The sequence below is a fragment of the Pseudomonas sp. LSJ-87 genome (genome assembly GCF_032971465.1).
GTDB lineage: Bacteria > Pseudomonadota > Gammaproteobacteria > Pseudomonadales > Pseudomonadaceae > Aquipseudomonas > Aquipseudomonas putida_Z.
In genome coordinates, this window is record NZ_JAWJYQ010000113.1 from 1 (window position 1) to 662 (window position 662).

1 protein-coding gene is annotated in these 662 nt (G+C 50.9%); it reads left to right on the forward strand.

The window, feature by feature from the left end; translation table 11 throughout:
* Positions 1 to 182: 182 nt before the first annotated feature.
* Positions 183 to 662, forward strand: a 480-nt coding sequence (locus RYH74_RS26305) for a DUF6708 domain-containing protein (RefSeq protein ID WP_317410621.1), incomplete at its 3' end; no start/stop codon positions are given.

Genomic DNA, 662 nt, shown 5'->3' on the forward strand with positions numbered 1-662 from the left:
CGTACTGCCCCATCTGAATGAGAGGGCCGATGCTCCTGGGCCTAGAGGGTATAGGCTGCCATAGGTTGCGGCAGCCTCACTGTTCCAAGGCCCCTGCACAGCTAGGCCCTACGGCAAGCTGCTACACGCTCTGCCTAGATGCCAAGTGGGTACATTGAGATTTGTGCCAGGGAGATTAGCGAGTGAAGCGTGATGATAAAGTTTTGTGCGAGCGCGCTTTAGGCTGGAGCCATGACCTTCCCACGGTGCATGAAGTTCCAAAGTGGCGGGAAGTGTGGACGTGTGTCAAGCCGTCGCCAAACTATTTCGATGATGTATATCTCGAGTTACCGCGGAGCAGCACCATCCTTCGAGGTGTTATATTTTTGATTGGGGTTCCGGGTTTGCTATTCGCTTTAGGAATGACGCTTTACTTATATTGGATCCTTTTGCATGGCAATTGGCCGCGCGACTGGCTTACAAACATATCAATAGCTCTTCTTCCGGTAGCATTAGGGGCTTTGACTGCCTATGTCAGGCTTGATCTGGTTGCCCCTAGAGACGAGCCTATTCGTTTCAATCGACTTCGCCAGAAAATATATATTTATGAGTTTCGATATGACCGTATCTACATCTTCAGTCGCAAACGATGGGGCGTCAAACCGGTCGCCTACAACTGGGAC